Source organism: Pseudomonas cyclaminis (assembly GCF_015163715.1).
Taxonomy (GTDB): domain Bacteria; phylum Pseudomonadota; class Gammaproteobacteria; order Pseudomonadales; family Pseudomonadaceae; genus Aquipseudomonas; species Aquipseudomonas cyclaminis.
Genome location: NZ_JADDUM010000058.1, coordinates 1 through 17,474 on the forward strand (window position 1 = coordinate 1; position 17,474 = coordinate 17,474).

The window sequence follows — 17,474 nt, forward strand, 5'->3', positions numbered from 1 at the left end:
GACTTGCCCCCTCCCACATTCAGACCTGTCTCGGCTTCAGATCGCGGCGAACCACCGGCCCCGAGCGTTGTTCAATCTGCTCCTTAAGGTCATGCCGTAACCCCACCAGAAAAGCCAACTCGGCCACCACAAACAACGGCCCTACGATCAACCCCGACACGTCATCCACAAACGCCGGTTTCTTGCCTTCGTAGTAGTGCCCGACAAACTGAATCACCCAGCCCACCACGAACATGCCGACTCCGCTGCTGAGCCACACCCACGTGCTCTGCGCCGCCAGCACATGCCCGGCCCATACCGACAGGCCCATCAACACCGTCATCAGCACGCCCAAGGCCAGTTCGAGGCGCAGGTAAAACCACGCCGAACACAGCGCGACGATCACGGCCGGTGAAATCCACAAGCCCCCAATCGTCCATTCGGGACGCGACAGCAGCACGGCCACCGCCACCACAATCAGCGGGATACCAATGAAGTGGCTGGCGATATTGCGTGGGTCGCGGTGGTAGGCGGCGTATTGACTGAGGTGGTCGACGAGGCTTTTCATTGTTGTTCCTCCTGTAGGATGTTTGATCATGCCCTGTCGGCCTGCGCCTGACTGTCAGCTGGGCGACAATCTTCGGAGTTCTCATGGACGCAGAGAAATGGCACGCCCGCCTGGCCAGCGGCCACTGGTTCAGCCACCTGCCTGTCGAGCTACAGCGTAGTCTGCTGGCGGCAGCGCGAGTGCGTTCGCTGACGGCGGGGCAATACCTGTTCAAGCGCGGCGACCCGCCTTGCGGCCTGTACGCGGTGCTCGAAGGCGCCGTGCGCATCAGCGCGGTGAATGCCCAAGGCAAGGAAGCGGTATTGAGCCTGGTGGAAACGCCTTACTGGTTCGGCGAAATCTGCCTGTTCGACAGCCTGCCGCGTACCCATGATGCCCTGGCCACCGCTCCGTGCACGCTGTTGCAAGTGCCCCAGGCGGCGATGCTCGGCATTCTCGAAGACCAGCCGGCGTATTGGCGCGACGTGGCCCTGTTGATGAGCCACAAACTGCGCTTGTCGTTGATCAATATCGAACAGATGAGCTTGATGCCCGCGTCGGCGCGCCTGGCCCATCGGTTGCTGATGATCGCCGAGGGCTACGGCGAAATAGACCAGGCGCGCCGCACATTGCAGCTGCCCCAGGAGGACTTGGCGGCAATGCTGGGCCTGTCGCGCCAGACCACCAACAGTCTGCTCAAGGCGCTGGAGCAACAGGGCATCATCGGCCTGGGTTACGGCGCGATTGAGATACTCGATCTCAAAGGCCTGCAGCAGGCTGCGGGCCTATGAACCGCGATACGTCGAGAAACCGTAAGGGCTGAGCAGCAGCGGGATGTGGTAATGCTGGTCGGCCTGTTTGACCTGGAAGATCACCGGCACTTCAGGGAAAAACGTCTCGCGGTTGGCCTTTTTGTAGTAGTCGCCGGTCTTGAACACCACGCGGTACTCACCCGGCATCATGCTGCGGTTGGCGGGGAACAGTTCGGCGATGCGCCCCTGTTGGTTGGTGACGCCTTCGGACAGTGACTGCCATTTGTCGCCCACCTGCTGCTCCAGGGTGACGCTGACGCCGGCACTCGGCAGGCCGTTTTCCAGGTTGAGCACGTGCACGCTCAGGGGGTTGCCGTCGGCCAGGGCCAGGGTGCACAGGCCGCTGAGGCTGAGGGCGGCGAGGGTCATGCTGAGGGTTTTCATCAAGCGATCCTTTAGAGGGGAATCAGAGGGAAGTTTTCAGGCCCAGTTGCCCGGCGGCCTGTACGGCACAGGCTTCGTCCTGCGCTGCGCCGCCGGCACCGGCGATGCCCAGCGCGCCGACCAGTTCAGACTCGGCAAACAGCGGCACGCCGCCGCCGAGCAACAGCAACTCGGGCAAGCTGTTAAGGTTGGCGGCCTCGGGGTTGTTGCGCGCACGCTCGGCAAACAGCCGCGTCGGGGTTTTGGTCGACAGCGCGGTGTACGCCTTGCGTTGGCTGGCGAGGCTGTTATGCGGGCCGACGCCGTCTGCGCGCAGGCTCAGCAACAGGTTGCCGCCACGGTCCAATACCGTCAGCGCGGCGCTGCAGTGGGCAAGGCTGGCATCGGCCAGTTGGCGCGCAGTGTGCAAATCGAGGTCGGCATGGCGTGGCAGCTGCGGCGCGGCCAGCGCGCCGGTACAGATGGCGAGGCTCAGGAACAAGGCATGGCGGGACATAAAGACGACTCCGGAAAACAGGCCGCCACCCTAGCCAGTCAACGGGGTCAGAAACCGCACAATTTGATGACAGGTTTGTAATCAAACCCAGAGGTAAGGCATGCAGGTGTTGTTAGTGGAAGACCAGCCGCAACTGGCGCAGCTCATGGCCCAAGGCTTGGGCGAGGCCGGCTTCGCCGTGGAAGTCGCGGCCAATGGCATGGCGGCGCAGCGCTTTGTGGAAAGCACCGAGTACGATCTGGTGATTCTCGACGTGATGCTGCCAGGGCTGAATGCCTGGAAATTGCAGCAGGCGATTCGGCACAAGGGCGATACGCCGGTGCTGTTCCTGACCACGCCAGGCGGGATCGAAGATCGCCTGCGTGGGTTGGAATTGCATGAGGATGACTACCTGCTCAAGCCGTTTGAAGCCAAGGCGTTGGTGGCGCGGGTGAGGAAGTTGCTGCGGCGTGATCGTGGGCGCTGACTGATCCAGAACTTGCAGTGCCTGGACCATTGCTATCGGGGCAAGCCCCTCCCACACTTGAATGTATTCACCGATCAAATGTGGGAGGGGCTTGCCCCCGATGAGGCCATTTCCCTCACCCTACATCTCCCTACTGCAACCCATCGCGAAACTGCCCCGGCGTCACCCCCGTCCACCGTTTGAACGCCCGATTGAAACTGCTGGTATCGGCAAACCCCAGCAAATGGCTGATCTCGGCCAACGAGCACTGCGGGTCCCGCAAGTGCTGCAACGCCAGGTTCTGGCGACACTCATTGAGCAGCGCATCAAACCGACATCCTTCATCCGCCAGGTGCCGCTGCAAGCTGCGCAAACTCAAGTGCAGCGCCTGGGCAATCCGCTCGGCGCTCGGCTCGCCGTCGGGCAATTGCGCCTCGATCGCGGCGCGTACCTTGCGCTCCCAGGTCAGCGGTTGCAGCTGGGCGAGGGTGCGCTTGAGCACGGTTTCGTTGTGCTCGGCCAGCTCCGGGTTGGCGTCGTCGAGGTGGCTGTCGAAGTCCTGCGCGGCGAACTCCAGGCAGTCATCGACGGCGCCAAAAAAGACCGGTGCGCGAAACACTGCGTGCCAGGGCTGAGGGTCAACCGGTTCCGGACGCCTTAGATAAACGGCCAAGGGCGCGTAATCCCGGCCCAGGCGATTGCGGCAGGTGCGCACATAGATCGCCGCAAACGCATCAATGGCTTCCAGTGCCGGCGCCGGGCTGCCTTGGGGTTGCAGCAGGCGAAAACGGTAGCGGTCGTCGTGTCGGGTCAGCTCCAGCGTCAACGCATCGCTGACCACCTGGTGGTAACGCACGATGCGCTCGAACACTTCCCGCAGACTGCCGCTGGCCACCAGCGCGTAGCCCAACGCATGAAACGTGGTGGGGCTGACAAACCGCGACACCCGCAACCCAATCGCCGGATCGCCGCTGGCCTGCACCGCCAGTTCCCACAGGCGCGTGGTCGCCGACAGCGGGTAGCGCGCATTGGGGTCGTCCATCTGCTGCGGGTCGAGCCCGGCCTGGATGCACAACGCGGCGCTGTCGAGGCCCAGGGCGTCGAGCTGCTTGCGCAGGGCGCGGGTCCAGCTGGCGAGGGACGTGGGTTCGGTCATGGCGATTGGCGCTTGCGGTCAACAGGTTGGCGTGCGGGGCTGCTGCCCTGACGTACCGCGTGAGTCAGGATGCATCCATCAATAAACAGAGGATGGAAGCATGGACGGTACTTCTGCAAGTCCCCAGCAGATGAACGCGCAACAGCGTTCCGCGCATATCCGTGAAGTGGTACTGGCCGAAGGCGTGCGCTTGCGCCGGCAGCACCCGTGGTTGCTGCATCAGGACGCCTTGGGCGCGGGCATCCTGGCCTTTGCGCTGCTGGGCATGATCGGCTCGGCGGCGCTCTACATCACCGGGCATATGGCCTGGTGGGTGTGCCTGTTGCTTAACGCTTTCCTCGCTTCGCTGACCCACGAGCTGGAACACGACCTGATCCACAGCATGTACTTTCGCAAACGGCGTGTGCCCCACAACCTGATGATGGGCCTGGTGTGGCTGGCGCGGCCCAGCACCATCAACCCGTGGATACGCCGCCACCTGCACCTTAACCATCACAAAGTCTCCGGCACCGAGACCGATATGGAAGAGCGCGCCATCACCAACGGCGAGCCTTGGGGCTTTGCGCGTTTGCTGATGGTGGGCGATAACGTGATGTCGGCGTTTATCCGCATGCTGCGCGCCAAGACCTGGGGCCACAAATTCAAGATCCTGAAACGCTCGCTGCTGGTCTACGCACCGCTGGCGCTGCTGCATTGGGGCGCGTGGTATATCTTCCTCGGGTTTCATGCAGCCAACGGCGTCGCCAGCCTGCTGGGCGCGCCGATCGAGTGGTCCGCCGGCACTTTGCAGATGATGCAGGTGATCGACATCGCCGCCGTGGTGATCATCGGCCCCAACGTGCTGCGCACCTTCTGCCTGCACTTTGTCAGCTCCAACATGCACTACTACGGCGATGTGGAGCTGGGCAATGTGATCCAGCAGACCCAAGTGTTGAACCCCTGGTGGATGTGGCCGTTGCAGGCGTTTTGCTTCAACTTCGGCAGCACCCACGGGATTCACCATTTTGTGGTGAAGGAGCCGTTCTACATCCGCCAGATGACCGCCAAAGTGGCACATAAGGTGATGGCCGAGATGGGCGTGCGGTTCAACGACTTCGGCACGTTTGCGCGGGCCAATCGGCTTGAACCCGCAGCAGCGCCCCAGGCCCGGCTCAATCCGGCTGAAACGGCGATGCGCTGAGCACCACGCCGGTTTCGTCGACGTACTGCTGCCAGTGGCCGATCAACGTGGCGAGTTTGTCTGGATGACTCAAGGCCAGGTCATGGATCTCGCCGGGGTCCTGGCCCAGGTCATACAGCTGCCAGGTCGCCGGCCCCACGGGGCCGGGGATGTACACGGCTTTCCACTGGCCTTGGCGAATCGCACGGCGGCCGAACAGCTCCCAGCCGGTCACCGTGTTTTCGTCATGCACCTCGGCGGTCTCGCCCGCCAGGAAGCCCAGCCACGACTTGCCCCGCAACGCGGCCACCGGTTTACCGCGCCACTGCGTGCCCGGATGACGCACGCCGGCCAGGTCCAGAATGGTCGGCGTAATGTCCATCACCGTGCCGAACCCATGGCTGATCCGTCCCTTGAGCGGCAACTGCGGATAATGCACCAGCGCCGGCACCCGAATCCCGCCCTCGGTGGTGAACGCCTTGAACAACCGCGACGGCGCCGTCGCCACCTGCGCCCACGACGGTCCATACCAGACGTAGGAGTTGGCGCGGCCGATATTGTCCAGGCTGTTGTCGTAATGCTGGTTGAGGTAGGTCAGCAACTGCGGCCCGAACTTGGGGAAGGCCTCCAGCAGCGCACCTTCGGCGCCGTTATCGGACATGAACACGATGAACGTATTGTCCAACTGCCCTTGCTGGCGCAGGTACTCCACCACTCGGCCGATGTTCCAGTCCATACGCTCGACCATCGCCGCATACACTTCCATGGCCCGCGCCGAGACCTGGCGTTGTTCGTCGGTCAGGGACGCCCACTGGGTGTTGAGTTCGATCAGTGGATGGGGCTCGACATCCGCATCAATCAATCCCAATGCCTTGAGTTTCTCCAGGCGTTCCAGACGCAGTACTTCAGGGCCGGCGTCGTAGCGGCCACGGTATTTTTCGACGATGTCCGCAGGCGCCTGCAATGGCCAGTGCGGCGCGGAAAACGGCAGGTACGCAAAGAACGGCCGCGCCTGGTCGCGTTCCTTGAGGTAGTGCAGCAGCTTGTCGCCAAACGCATCGGAGGAATAGAAATCCCCGGGCAGTTGCTCGACGAATTGATCGTCCTCGATATACAGCGCCGGGGTGGATTTGAGCAGGCCGGGTGTGTCGTCGTTATAGGTCGGCTCAAAGCCGTAGTGGTTGGCCGCCCCCGGAAGCAGCGAGAACGAACGCTCGAAGCCACGGGCATGGGGCGCCAGTTCGGCGGTCAGGCCCAGGTGCCATTTGCCGCTCATCAGCGTCTGGTAGCCGGCCTCGCGCAGCAGTTCGGGCAGTGCCACCACCTTGTCGTTCAGGTAGCCCTCGTAGCCGGGCTTGCCGATCAGTTCCGGGGTGAGCGCCTCGGCCATGGTGCCGATGCCGGCGATATGGTGGTCGGTGCCGGTGAGCAGCATCGAACGGGTCGGCGAGCAGGTGGGCGCGGTGTGGAAGTCGGTCAGGCGCAGGCCGTTGAGCGCCAGGGCGTCGAGGTGCGGCGTGGCAATCTCCCCACCGAACGCGCCAAGGTCGGAGAAGCCCATGTCATCGGCCAGTATGACTAGAAAATTGGGACGTTGCGGCATCAAGGCATACCTTCTTCAGCAGGCAATAAAGGCCAGGGGCAGGTCGCGGATCTGTTCGCGTACCGGCGGCTGGTAGTGGTCATCGCTGGTCAGTTCGTGCAGCAACTCTTCACGCAACTGGTGGAACTCAAAGCTGCTGCGCTGGCGCGGGTGGGGCAGGGCGATGTCGACGACCTGCTTGATTCGCCCCGGCCGGGGCTCCATCACCACCACGCGGTCGGCGAGAAAAATCGCCTCCTCAACATCGTGGGTCACCAGCACTGTGGTGATCCTGGCGCGGGCGCGGATCGCCAGGAGTTCGTCCTGCATCTGCTGGCGGGTCAGGGCGTCGAGGGCGCCGAAGGGTTCGTCCAGCAACAGGATGCGCGGGCTCGCCACCAGGCCTCGGGCAATCGCCACGCGCTGCGCCATGCCGCCGGACAGTTGATGGGGATAGGCGCGGGTGAAGTCGCTAAGCCCCACCAACTCGATAAAGTCGGCGATGCGCCGGTTGCGTTCAGCCTCGCTGAGGGGCTCGTTGACCAGCCCCAGGCCGATGTTTTGCGCCACGGTCAGCCAGGGAAACAGGCGGTGCTCCTGGAACACAATGCCGCGCTCGCCGCCGATGCCGCTGACCGCCTTGCCGTCGACGCGGATCTCGCCGCGAAACTGCGTATCGAGCCCCACCAGCAGGCGCAACAGCGTGGATTTGCCACAGCCGCTGGAACCGACAATGGCGACGAATTCGCCTTCGGCAATGTCCAGGTTGAATTCGCGGATGGCTTCCAGCTCGAAGCCGTCGACATCAAAGGTCTTGCCCACATGGTTGAAGCTGACGATAGGTGCGTTCATGCGTGTCTCCAGCGGGTGGCGCGGGTTTCGATGCGTTGGCCGAGCAGGTTGAGGGCCGCGCCAGTGAGGCCGACCAGGAGCATGCCGCTCATGATCAAGTCCATGCGCAGCAGTTGTTGGGCGCCGATCATCAGGCTGCCGATACCGCCGTTGGACGGCATGAAATATTCCGCGCCAATGGTGCCCAGCCAGGCGTAGATCAAGCTCAGGCGCAGGCCGGCGAAAATCCCGGCGGCGGCGCCTGGCAGCACCAGGCGGCGTAATCGTTGCAACAGGCTCAGGCGCAACACCTGCGCCGCCTCGTTGAGCTGTGGCGACAGGTTCAACACGCTGCGTTGGGTGGCGATAAACAACGGAAAGAAGGCGGCGAGGGCGATAAATACCCACTTGGCCAATTCACCCAGGCCGAACCACGCGGTAAGCAGCGGCACCCAGGCGAAAATCGCAATCTGGCGCAAGGCGGCCAGGGTCGGGCCGAGCACCCGTTCGCTGCGCCGCGACAGCCCCAGCCACAGCCCCATGAAAAAGCCCAGGCCGCCGCCGAGGAGCAAACCGCCGAGGGTTCGTCCCAGGCTGGTGGCCAGGGCGCCGCTGAGGCTCCCATCCACCACGCCGGCGACGGTGGCCTGCAGCACGAGCCACGGGCTGACCAGAATGTTCGGGTCGACCCAACCCTGCAGCGTTGCCACCTGCCACAGCGCCAGCAGCAAGAGCGGCAGTAGCCACGGTTGCAGGCGCTGCCAGCCTTGATAGCGCGGGCCGCGACGGATCTGCGCGGTGGCCGGGTGAGGCCAGTGCACCCACTGGCGGTCCAGCCAGCCGATGCCGCGGTCCATCGCCACGCCGAAGACTCCGATGACCACGATGCACACGAAGACGATATCGAGCATGAACAACTGGCGTGCCCACACCATCAGGTAGCCGATGCCTTCGCTGGACGCCAGCAACTCCACCGCCAGCAACGAGGTCCAGCCGGCCGCCAGGGCCAGGCGTACGCCGGCCATAAAGGCCGGCAGCGCGGCGGGCAGAATCAACCGGCGGATCAACAGGTGCGTCGGCAGGCGCAGCACGCGGGCGGCTTCACGCAGATGGGGTTGGGCATCGCGCACGCCCACCAGGGTATGCAGGGTCACGGGCACCACAATGGCCTTGACCAGCACCACCAGTTTCAGGGTTTCGCCAATCCCGAAAAACACCATGAACAGCGGGATCCAGGCCAGCGTGGGGACTTGCGACAAGGCGCTGAACGTCGGAAACACCAGGCGCTCGGCGCGGGCACTGAAGCCCAGCAGCGCGCCGAGCAGCGCACCACTGCCGATACCCGCCAGCAGCCCCCAGAACAGGCGTTGCAGGCTGATCGCCAAGTGGCTCCACAGCTCGCCGTTGGCCAACTCCACGGCGCTGCTCCACACCAGTGACGGCGGCGGCAGGATCTGCTCGCTCATCCAGTGATTGCGACTGGCCAGCCACCACAGGGCAAACAGCGCCAACGGCAGCACCCATGGCAGCAGACGTTCACTGAGTACCGGCCAGCGCGGTGGAGTGCCGGGGGCCGCGAGCGGTAGGCTCAAGAGTGAAATTCGGGCCATGGCAGACCTCCGCCGTTATGTGATTTTGATCTTATAAAAATGCAATCAAGATGATTGAGGGATAAGAAAAATCATTTAAAGCTTCTGCCCGGCACGCATCCAATGCATTCGAAGAATATTTTCGATGCTGTTCATGCATAGCCCTCTGGGGGCGGCGTTTTAAGCTGCATAGATCTAAAAGCTATTAAATTGTGAATTTATAGTATTTAAAGTTTTTACCCGGCTGTGCCTACTTTCTGCTCCCCAGGCGACCCTCGCCCACAAGGAGCTGCGCTTATGAAACTGCCGTTCAAACGTCTGATCACCCTGTTCGCCGGCACCGCGCTGGCCGGGCTGGTGCACGCCGCCGAGCTCAAGGAAATCCGCATCGCCGTGCCCGATCTCAGTGCCGGCAGCCAGCACAGCGGCGGCGGCATCACGGATGTGTTGCGCGAACAGCAGATCTTCGAGAAAGCCTTTGCCGACCAGGGCATCACGATCCAGTGGAATTTCTTCAAGGGCGCAGGTCCCGTCATCAACGAAGCCTTCGCCAATGGCCAGGTGGACCTGGCCTACCTCGGCGACCTGGCGGCGATCATCGGCCGCTCCAACGGCCTGGACACGCGCTTGCTCAGTGCCACGGCGCGGGACATCAAGCAGTACCTCGGCGTGGTGCCGGGCTCGGGCATCAAGACCTTGCAGGACCTCAAGGGCAAGCGCGTCGCGGTGTTTCGCGGCACGGCCAGCCAACTGTCGTTCGACGCCGCATTGGCCAGCCAGGGCTTGAGTGAAAAAGACCTGAAGGTCATCAACCTGGACTTCAACGCGGCCGGCGCCGCCCTGGCCGCCAAGCAGATTGACGCCACATGGGGCGGTTCGAACCTGACGGCGTTGCAAGCCAAGGGGCTGGCCGAAATACCGCTGACCACCAAGGACCTCGGCGGCGCCGGCAGCGTGCAGGCGGTGCTGGTGGGCAGCAAACAGTTTGTCGACGAGCGCCCCGACGCGGTGGCCAAGCTGCTCAAGGCCCAGCAGCAGGCGGTGCAATGGTTGACCGATGACAGCAACAAACAGGCCTACATCACGCTGGTGTCGGAGCGGGCCAGCTATCCGCCGTTGATCCTGACCAATGACTTGAAAGACCAGACCCTCAGCGAGATTTTCCCGTCGACCCTGGACCCGGTGTTCCTTGGCAAATTGCAGGCAGCGGTGGACTTGGCGTCCAAGGAGAAGCTGATTCGCCGGACGTTCCAGGTGAGTGACTGGGTGGCGCCGAAGCTGGTGGCGGCGGGGCTCTGAGGCTGGTGGTGTCTGGGCTGTCGTCATCGGGGGCAAGCCCCCTCCCACATTTTGATCTGTGAATACTTTCAAAAGGTGGGAGGGGGCTTGCCCCCGATAAGGCCCATCAAACCGCCACACTCACCTCCTGCCTGTCCACCTCCACCAACGTCTCGATCATCGCCTTCGCCGCCGGCGACAACCGCGAACCGGTGCGGCTGACGATGCCGCAGCGGGCGCTCATGGTGTCCATGTTCTGCGGCAGGTTGCGCCAGTGCAGCAGCACCAGCGCACCCTGGGCGATGTCCTCGGCAAACGCTTCTTCGGTGCCCACACCGATGGCATTGGACTGCAGCACGATCTTGACCAGCGCCGGGAAGTGTTCGGTCTGGATGCTCGGTGAAAAATCCATGCGCCCGCTGAGATTCGCCAGCAGTTTGCGAATGCCTTGGGAAATCAACGGCGCTGCCAGCGGGTAGTCGAACATGTCGTTGGTCGACAGGCTGTCCTTGGCCAGCAGCGGGTGCCCTGGCCGGCAGAAAAACACCCCGCGCTTGGGCGTCAGGGCGCGGGTCTGGAAATTCGGATCGGCTTCGAACTGACGAATATCGGCGATAAAAAATTCGATCTCTTCGCGGCTCAGGGCGCGGCTGAGTTTTTCCCAGTTATCCACTTGGAAGCTGGTGCGGATTTTCGGGTGGGCGGTGATAAAGCGCGCCACCGCGTCAGGCACCAGTTTGACCGCAGGTGCCGGGCCACAGCCAAAGCGCAGGTCGCCGGCGTCGAGCTTGGTCATGCGCGTCACTTCACTGCTGAGCAAGGCGGCGCCGTGCACCAGGGTCAGGGCGTGTTGCAGCACCACCTGGCCCTCCGGGGTGGGGCGCAGGTCCTTGTGGCCACGATCGACCAGCACGCAGCCAAACTCTTGCTCAAGCCCCTGGATACTGCGGCTGAACGCCGGTTGGGTGATGCCCATGGCGTCCGCGGCGCGCACAAAACTGCGGTGTTCGTTGAGCGCGATGAAGTAGCGCAGTTGGCGAAGATCCATATGCTTTCCCTGCATTTTAAAAATAGGTCGAAGGCATTTGCGACCACGGGAGCTGAGGTTTTAAATGCAAGCTCTTATTCCGTCAACGAAGCATTGGTTCATTTGCTAGACCTAAAATGCATATGAATAGAGCGTTGTCGGAAAGCATCCCCACCATCAGCAGGCACAAGAGGGTCACCCCAATGAGCAACGCCGCATTAGCTGTTCAACCCGTCACCCAGGCACTGGATATCCACCCCGTCGCCGGGCGTATTGGTGCCGAAATCCGAGGCATCTCCTTGTCCGGTGACTTGGATGCCGCCACCGTCGAAGCCATCCAGCAGGCGCTGGTGCAGTACAAGGTGATCTTCTTCCGCGAGCAGACCCACCTCGATGACCAGAGCCAGGAAGCCTTCGCTCATCTGCTCGGCGAGCCGATTGCCCACCCGACGGTGCCGGTGCGCGACGGCACGCGCTTCCTGATGGAGCTGGACGGCACCCGTGGCCAGCGCGCCAATTCGTGGCACACCGACGTGACCTTCGTCGACGCCTACCCGAAAGCCTCGGTGCTGCGTTCGGTGCTGGCGCCCGCGTCTGGGGGTGACACCGTCTGGGCCAACACGTCTACGGCCTACAACGACCTCAGCATCGAACTGCGCGCACTGGCGGATAACTTGTGGGCCGTGCACAGCAACGAATACGACTACGCCGCGATCAAGCCGGACGTGTCGGTAGAGCGGCTGGAGGAATACCGCAAGGTGTTCACCTCGACGGTGTACGAAACCGAGCACCCGGTGGTACGTGTGCACCCGGTCAGCGGCGAGAAAACCCTGTTGCTGGGGCACTTCGTCAAGCGCCTCAAAGGTTACTCCCAGGCCGATTCGACCCAGCTGTTCAACCTGCTGCAAAGCCACGTCACCCGCCTGGAAAACACCGTGCGCTGGCGCTGGAACACCGGCGACGTGGCGATCTGGGACAACCGCGCCACCCAGCATTACGCGGTGGACGACTACGGCACCCAAGAGCGCATCGTGCGCCGGGTGACGCTCAAGGGCGATGTGCCGGTGGGCGTGCAAGGGCAATCGAGCAAGACCACCAAAGGTCGTTAAGCGAACACAGAATCAAATGTGGGGGGGGGCGGTGCGACGATTCGGCCCTCCCACATTTATTTGCGTCGTTCACCAGACGCCGATTTGCACCACCTTTTCCGCCTCCGGTTCTCCATAGCGAAACCGTTGGCCACGCAGATCGATCTCTGTGTGGCTGATGGTGGTACGCCGCTTCAGCCCGCGCAGCCATTCGAACAGATAGCCCAAATGGGTTTCGCGCACGTCGGCGTACGCCGGGTCGCTGCCCAGGTCGTGCAGTTCCTGCGGGTCGTTTTGCAGATCGAACAGTTGTGGGCGAAAGCCGTCGTAGGCCAGGTATTTCCAGCGCTCGCTGCGCACCATGGTCATGCGGCAACGGTCGATGGGTTGCGCCAGGCGCTCGCGGGCCGGGGCCTGGAAGGCGTAGTCGTATTCGGCGATGGCGTAGCGGCGCCACGGGGTGTCTTGACCGTGCAACAGCGGGATCAGCGAGCGGCCCTCCAGGCGATGCTCGGCCGTGGGCAGGCCCAAGGCGTCGAGGAAGGTCGGCAGCGCGTCGATGGTTTCTGCCAGGCGCGTGTCCACCGTGCCACGGCTGCTATCGGCGGCGGCGCGTGGGTCACGCACGATCAGTGGAACGCCCACGGCGGGCTCCAGCAAAAACTCTTTCTCACCGAGATAATGATCGCCCAGGAAGTCGCCGTGGTCGCTGGTGAACACGATCAGCGTGTCGTCCCAGCGGCCGTTGCTTTGCAGAAAATCGAACAGCCGGCCGAGTTGATCGTCGACCTGCTTGATCAGGCCCATGTAGGTGGGGATCACCGTGAGCCGCACCTCGTCACGGGAAAAGTTCAGGCTCTCCTGGTGCTGGCGGAACGCTTGGTACACCGGGTGATCGCTGGTGTGCCCAGGTTGAATCGGTGCCTGGATATGCTCCGCGCCGTACAACGCGTGATAAGGCGCCGGTGCGATGTAGGGCCAGTGCGGCTTGATGTACGACAGGTGCAGGCACCACGGTTGCTCGGCCTGCTCGTTGATAAAGTCGATGGCGCGGTCGGTGGTGTAGACCGTTTCCGAATGCTCCTCAGCTACGCGCGCAGGCAACCCGGCGTTGCGCATGTGCCAGCCGCTGAGGACTTCGCCGTTTTCCCCCGCTGCGGCATTGGCCCATTCGTGCCACGGGTTGGTGCCGCTGTAGCCGTGCTCGCGCAGGTAATGGGTATAGGGCGCGGACTCGCGTTTGTCGTCGAACAGCGGGCTGTCGGGGTAGATGCCGTCGTGACGAAAGTAGGCGTCAAAACCGACCTCATTCAGCGGCTCGGCCTGCGAGCTGTCGGGGGCGATATTCAGGCGTTGCAAGGCGTCCAGGTTAGGCGTGGCGTGGGTCTTGCCGACCAGCGCCGTGCGTATCCCGTGAGGGCGCAAATAGTCGCCGATGGTCAGTTCTTCCAGGGGCAATGGCACGCCGTTCCAGGCCACCTGGTGGCTGCTGACATAACGCCCGGTATACGCCGACATGCGCGACGGGCCGCAAATGGTGCCCTGGGTATAGGCGCGGCTGAAACGCACGCCGGCGGCTGCCAGGCGGTCGATGTTCGGTGTGTGCAGATGGGCGTGGCCATAGCACGACAGGTAATCGCGGCGCAGTTGGTCGCACATGATGTAGAGCACGTTGCGCACGGGTTGGGGGGCAGACATGGGGCTTCACCAAACGGAGGACAGGTGGGTTTTTTCGCCGTTTGGACAGGGCACTGGCAAGTGCATTTGAGGACTGGTTTTCATGCAGTGGATGCATGGGGTCAGACCGCCAGGTTCTCCAGCGCACACACATCCTCATCCTGCTCATCGATCATCTTGATTTGCTCGATCATCGCCTCCGCCAACGGCGACAACCGATACCCTGCGCGACTGACGATGCCATAGCGGGTGTAGCGCTCCTCCAGGTCCTCAGCCAGCCCGTCGATCGTCAAGCACACCAACTCGCCCCGGGCCATGTGCAGCACATCGCTGTTGGCGCTGACGATGCCGATGGCGTCGGAACGCAACACCACGCCCATCAGGCTGTAGCCGTTCTCGCATTCGACATTGGGCAGGTAATCGGGGCGGCCGCTGAGGTCGACGATGACCTTGCGCAGGTTCGGCGGGCGAATGGTCACCGCCAGGGGGTAGCTCATCAATTGCGCGGCGGTGACGCTGGGCTGCTGCGCCAGCGGGTGGCCGGCGCGGCAGCAGAAATACCATTTGCGCGGGCGCAGGCGGTAGGTGTGGTAGTCCGGATTGGCTTCGAAGTGGCGGGTGTCGGCGACGAAGAATTCGAACTCTTCGCTGAGCAGGCGCTTGCCCAGGCTTTGCCAGTCATCCACCTGGAACTGCACGCGAGCCTTGGGGTAACGCCCGATAAAACTGCCGATGGCCCTCGGGATCAAGCCTGCCGCCGGTGCCGGGCCGCAACCGAAGCGCAATTCGCCCGCTTCGAGGCCGTTGAACTGGCTGATCTCGTTGGCCAATTGCTGCGCGCCGCTGACCAGTCGTCGGGCGTGCTCCAGCAATACCAGCCCTTGTTTGGTCGGTGCCAAGTCCTTGCGACCGCGATCCACCAGTTGGCAACCGGCGCTGTGTTCCAGGGCCTGGATGCTGCGACTGAACGCCGACTGCGACAGGTTCACCGTCAACGCGGCCGCGACAAAACTGCGGTGTTCGGCAAGGGCGATGAAGTGGCGGAGCTGGCGCAGGTCGATATGCATTTTTCACATCAAAAATATCCGGGAAATGCATTGGCTATGCATTAGGTCGACTCCTTATAAAGGCTATCTCTTATGCAGTAAATGTTCGTAAAAACATAAATAAATAACCTTTAGGAATATCCATTGATGGATATTTCCGGGTCCGGAGCCGCTTATGAGTCTGTTGAAGTCCTTGCCCATGGCCATGTTACTGGCCGGCAGCACCAGTTGGTCGCCGACCCAGGCTGCCGAAACACCCGCGCCAGCCAGCAAGGGCGAAAACGCCAGCGGCCAACTGGAAACCGTCACGGTGACCGCCCGGCGTCGTACCGAAAGTGCCCAGGCTGTGCCGACACCCATGAGCGTGATCGGCGGTCAGGCGCTGGAAAGCCAGCGGGTGTACCGGATTCAGGATTTGCAGCAACTGGTGCCCAGCGTCAACGTGGCCTACATGCATGCGCGCCAGTCCAGCGTGTCGATTCGCGGCCTGGGTAACAACCCGGCCAGTGACGGCCTGGAAGGCAGCGTGGGGCTGTATATCGACAACGTGTACCTCGGGCGGCCGGGGATGGCGGTGTTCGACCTGATGGACATCGAGCAGCTTGAAGTGTTGCGCGGTCCCCAGGGCACGTTGTTCGGCAAGAACACCACCGCCGGGGTGATCAATATCAGCACGCGCGCACCGAGCTTTACCCCCGAGCGCAGCATTGAAACCTCCCTGGGGGAGGACGGTTACTTCCAGACCAAGGGCACGATTTCCGGCCCGTTGACCGATGAGCTGGCGGGGCGTTTCTCGGCCTATCGCACCCGCAGCGATGGCGACATCAAGAACGAATACAACGGCCATGATCTCAACGGCGGCTCACGCCAGGGCTTTCGCGGGCAACTGCTGTACAAACCCAGCGACGCGTTCAACCTGCGCTGGATCGGCGACTACAACGAAGAGGATTCCAGCGCCGGCACACGCGTGCTGTACAGCACCGGACCGACCATCAATGGCACCAACGTTTACCAGTCGCGGGCCAACGCGGCGGGCGCGACCCTCGTCGACGGCACCCATCGCAAGGTCAACCTGGACAGCGACCAGCACGTCACCGTGTTCCAGGGCGGCACCTCCCTGGAAGCCAACTGGACGCTGCCGAGCGATTTCACCCTGACCTCGGTCAGCTCCTATCGCTTCTGGAACTTCACCCCGCGCAACGATGACGGCCTCAATGTGCCGGCGTCGTACAACGCGGGTGTATCGGTGGAGGACAAACAGTGGTCCCAGGAATTCCGCCTGGCCTCGCCCACCGGCGGCTTCTTCGATTACGTGCTCGGTGCCTACTACTTCGGTAACTCGCTGGATAACAAATCCTTCGCTTATTACGGGCCTCAGGCTGATATCTGGAACGGCACGCCAGCCGGGGCACTGGCCAATGTCAGCAGCGTGGGCAACGGGCATATCCGCACCGACAGTTTTGCGCTGTTTGCCCAGGGCACCTGGCACCTCACCGACCGCCTGGACTTCACCGCAGGCCTGCGCGGTACCTACGAAGAGAAAAGCGCCTGGGTCACGCGTAACGCCCCGCTGGGCGGTGCGGCCGTCACCGGCGCGGCTGCCACGGCTCGACGTAATCGCACCGGGGCCTATGACTCCGGCGACCTCACTCAATACAGCACCAGCCCCTCGGGCTTGCTCAACCTGAGTTACCGTTTCAACGAAAATCTACTGGGCTATGCCACCGTCTCCCATGGCGAAAAATCCGGCGGGGTCAACCTGGCGGTGGGTTCGGCACCGACTGCCGGGGCCGACTCGCTGCTGATCGGCACCGAGCGCGCCAACAACGCCGAGCTGGGTTTCAAAAGCACCTTGTGGGACCGCCGCCTGCAACTCAATGCCAACCTGTTCTGGACCCAGGTCAACGGTTACCAGACCAACGCCTACGACCAGGACAACCGCGTGCAGTACCTGACCAACGCCGGTTCGGTGCGCTCGCGGGGCGTCGAGGTGGAAAGCACCCTGGTGCCGATCAAGGGCCTGACGTTGAACCTCAACGGCTCGTTCAACGACGTCAGCTACCTGAGCTACAAAGATGCGCCGTGCCCGCCGGAAGTCAGCCTGCGCCCCGGTGCGCCAGCCTCCTGCGATTTGAGCGGGCACCAAGTGGTGGGGGCATCGAAGTGGATCGCCAACGCCAACGGCGAATACAAGTGGAACCTGGATAACGGCTTCGAACCCTACGTCACTGCCAGCTACGCGTTCCGCTCCAAGGCCGTGGGCACGGTGGAGGATTCCGACTACGGGCAGATCCCTGCCTATGCGGTGGTCAACCTGTCCACCGGCCTGCGCGGCAACTATGAGCAAGGGCAGTGGGACGTGTCGCTGTGGCTGAAAA

At 62.8% G+C, this 17,474-nt stretch carries 16 protein-coding genes; 6 read left to right on the forward strand and 10 right to left on the reverse strand.

Annotated elements, in window-relative coordinates:
• Window positions 1–19: 19 nt before the first annotated feature.
• The gene (locus tag IQK56_RS09095) at window positions 20–547 is read right to left on the reverse strand and encodes an Mpo1 family 2-hydroxy fatty acid dioxygenase (RefSeq protein WP_193863488.1); all 528 of its coding nucleotides are present in this window, start codon (window positions 545–547) and stop codon (window positions 20–22) included.
• An 83-nt stretch (window positions 548–630) separates the two neighbouring features.
• Here IQK56_RS09095 and IQK56_RS09100 point away from each other — a divergent pair, with 83 nt between their 5' ends.
• Window positions 631–1,317 (forward strand): Crp/Fnr family transcriptional regulator, encoded by a 687-nt coding sequence (locus tag IQK56_RS09100; RefSeq protein ID WP_193863489.1) that lies wholly within the window; start codon window positions 631–633, stop codon window positions 1,315–1,317.
• Here IQK56_RS09100 and uraH read toward each other — a convergent pair.
• Both uraH and IQK56_RS09110 read right to left on the reverse strand, forming a co-directional pair.
• Window positions 1,312–1,722: a hydroxyisourate hydrolase gene (gene uraH, locus IQK56_RS09105; protein ID WP_193863490.1), complete on the reverse strand. Its 411-nt coding sequence runs from the start codon at window positions 1,720–1,722 to the stop codon at window positions 1,312–1,314. The two genes, IQK56_RS09100 and uraH, sit on opposite strands and share 6 nt — an antisense overlap.
• 22 nt (window positions 1,723–1,744) lie before the next feature.
• A complete protein-coding gene (locus IQK56_RS09110) occupies window positions 1,745–2,218 on the reverse strand; it encodes a GlcG/HbpS family heme-binding protein (RefSeq protein ID WP_112192919.1) in 474 nt (157 codons plus the stop codon).
• A 100-nt stretch (window positions 2,219–2,318) separates the two neighbouring features.
• Between IQK56_RS09110 and IQK56_RS09115 the strand changes: the two genes are divergently transcribed.
• Window positions 2,319–2,684, forward strand: a complete 366-nt coding sequence (locus IQK56_RS09115) for a response regulator transcription factor (protein WP_122307453.1) — start codon at window positions 2,319–2,321, stop codon at window positions 2,682–2,684.
• Window positions 2,685–2,814: 130 nt separating this feature from the next.
• Here IQK56_RS09115 and IQK56_RS09120 read toward each other — a convergent pair whose 3' ends face one another.
• Window positions 2,815–3,819: an AraC family transcriptional regulator gene (locus IQK56_RS09120; protein WP_193901639.1), complete on the reverse strand. Its 1,005-nt coding sequence runs from the start codon at window positions 3,817–3,819 to the stop codon at window positions 2,815–2,817.
• A 100-nt stretch (window positions 3,820–3,919) separates the two neighbouring features.
• Here IQK56_RS09120 and IQK56_RS09125 point away from each other — a divergent pair, with 100 nt between their 5' ends.
• Window positions 3,920–4,999: a fatty acid desaturase gene (locus IQK56_RS09125; protein ID WP_150762334.1), complete on the forward strand. Its 1,080-nt coding sequence runs from the start codon at window positions 3,920–3,922 to the stop codon at window positions 4,997–4,999.
• Here the strand turns inward: IQK56_RS09125 and IQK56_RS09130 are convergent.
• Genes IQK56_RS09130 through IQK56_RS09140 form a run of 3 tightly spaced genes read right to left on the reverse strand, consistent with a single transcriptional unit; the run spans window position 4,971 to window position 9,001 of the window.
• On the reverse strand, window positions 4,971–6,581 hold the full coding sequence (locus tag IQK56_RS09130) for an arylsulfatase (RefSeq protein WP_193863491.1): 1,611 nt from the start codon (window positions 6,579–6,581) through the stop codon (window positions 4,971–4,973). The two genes, IQK56_RS09125 and IQK56_RS09130, sit on opposite strands and share 29 nt — an antisense overlap.
• Before the next feature lie 15 nt (window positions 6,582–6,596).
• On the reverse strand, window positions 6,597–7,412 hold the full coding sequence (locus IQK56_RS09135; protein WP_150762332.1) for an ABC transporter ATP-binding protein: 816 nt from the start codon (window positions 7,410–7,412) through the stop codon (window positions 6,597–6,599).
• Window positions 7,409–9,001: an ABC transporter permease gene (locus IQK56_RS09140; protein ID WP_193863492.1), complete on the reverse strand. Its 1,593-nt coding sequence runs from the start codon at window positions 8,999–9,001 to the stop codon at window positions 7,409–7,411. Before IQK56_RS09140 ends, IQK56_RS09135 begins: the two co-directional genes overlap by 4 nt.
• Window positions 9,002–9,277: 276 nt before the next feature.
• Here IQK56_RS09140 and IQK56_RS09145 point away from each other — a divergent pair, with 276 nt between their 5' ends.
• Entirely contained in the window at window positions 9,278–10,279 is a 1,002-nt protein-coding gene (locus IQK56_RS09145; protein ID WP_193863493.1) for an ABC transporter substrate-binding protein, read from the forward strand.
• 106 nt (window positions 10,280–10,385) lie between these two features.
• Here IQK56_RS09145 and IQK56_RS09150 read toward each other — a convergent pair whose 3' ends face one another.
• Complete coding sequence (locus IQK56_RS09150; protein ID WP_150762329.1) at window positions 10,386–11,306, reverse strand: LysR family transcriptional regulator; 921 nt, start codon at window positions 11,304–11,306, stop codon at window positions 10,386–10,388.
• A gap of 182 nt (window positions 11,307–11,488) precedes the next feature.
• On the opposite strand from IQK56_RS09150, the gene IQK56_RS09155 reads away from it, so the two are divergent.
• Window positions 11,489–12,394, forward strand: a complete 906-nt coding sequence (locus tag IQK56_RS09155; RefSeq protein ID WP_150762328.1) for a TauD/TfdA dioxygenase family protein — start codon at window positions 11,489–11,491, stop codon at window positions 12,392–12,394.
• Between the two features lie 69 nt (window positions 12,395–12,463).
• On the opposite strand, the gene IQK56_RS09160 is transcribed toward IQK56_RS09155, so the two are convergent.
• Both IQK56_RS09160 and IQK56_RS09165 read right to left on the reverse strand, forming a co-directional pair.
• Window positions 12,464–14,071: an alkaline phosphatase family protein gene (locus tag IQK56_RS09160; protein WP_193863494.1), complete on the reverse strand. Its 1,608-nt coding sequence runs from the start codon at window positions 14,069–14,071 to the stop codon at window positions 12,464–12,466.
• Between the two features lie 101 nt (window positions 14,072–14,172).
• The gene (locus IQK56_RS09165) at window positions 14,173–15,117 is read right to left on the reverse strand and encodes a LysR family transcriptional regulator (RefSeq protein WP_150762326.1); all 945 of its coding nucleotides are present in this window, start codon (window positions 15,115–15,117) and stop codon (window positions 14,173–14,175) included.
• Window positions 15,118–15,271: 154 nt separating this feature from the next.
• Here IQK56_RS09165 and IQK56_RS09170 point away from each other — a divergent pair.
• Window positions 15,272–17,474, forward strand: a 2,203-nt coding sequence (locus IQK56_RS09170; protein ID WP_193901641.1) for a TonB-dependent receptor, incomplete at its 3' end; no start/stop codon positions are given.